The 417-nt window shown below is 38.8% G+C and carries 2 protein-coding genes; both read left to right on the top strand.

The features are described 5' to 3' along the window. A partial coding sequence (locus GTGU_RS25250; protein ID WP_156964249.1) for an Ail/Lom family outer membrane beta-barrel protein occupies positions 1 to 156 on the top strand: 156 nt, incomplete at its 5' end. Between the two features lie 76 nt (positions 157 to 232). Then, positions 233 to 417 (top strand): GlsB/YeaQ/YmgE family stress response membrane protein (locus GTGU_RS23705; RefSeq protein ID WP_038163924.1); only part of this gene is annotated, 185 nt, incomplete at its 3' end.

Genomic DNA, 417 nt, shown 5'->3' with positions numbered 1-417 from the left:
TCAGAAAAATCGACAAGTTTTGCTTATGGCTTTGGTGTAACTTTTAATCCTGTCGACAATTTATCAATAAACGCTGGATATGAAGGTACTCAGGCTAATCTGGACGGTAATCGCTCCATCAACGGTTTCAATGTTGGTGTTGGTTATAGATTCTGATCTTTATAGAAACATTTTCCCTCTTCATATCGAAAATGTATCTATGGAAAGTCAGTTAAAACGTAGGAGAGTTAAAATGGGTATTATTTCGTGGATTATATTTGGTCTGATAGCAGGTATTCTCGCTAAATGGATCATGCCCGGTAAAGACGGTGGTGGCTTTTTCATGACCGTCATTCTGGGCATTGTTGGTGCAGTCGTTGGTGGCTGGGGAAGTACATTACTTGGTTTTGGTAAGGTTGATGGTTTTAATATTAACAG

This window comes from Trabulsiella guamensis ATCC 49490, assembly GCF_000734965.1.
GTDB lineage: Bacteria > Pseudomonadota > Gammaproteobacteria > Enterobacterales > Enterobacteriaceae > Trabulsiella > Trabulsiella guamensis.
This window is presented reverse-complemented; position numbering and strand designations above follow the sequence as displayed.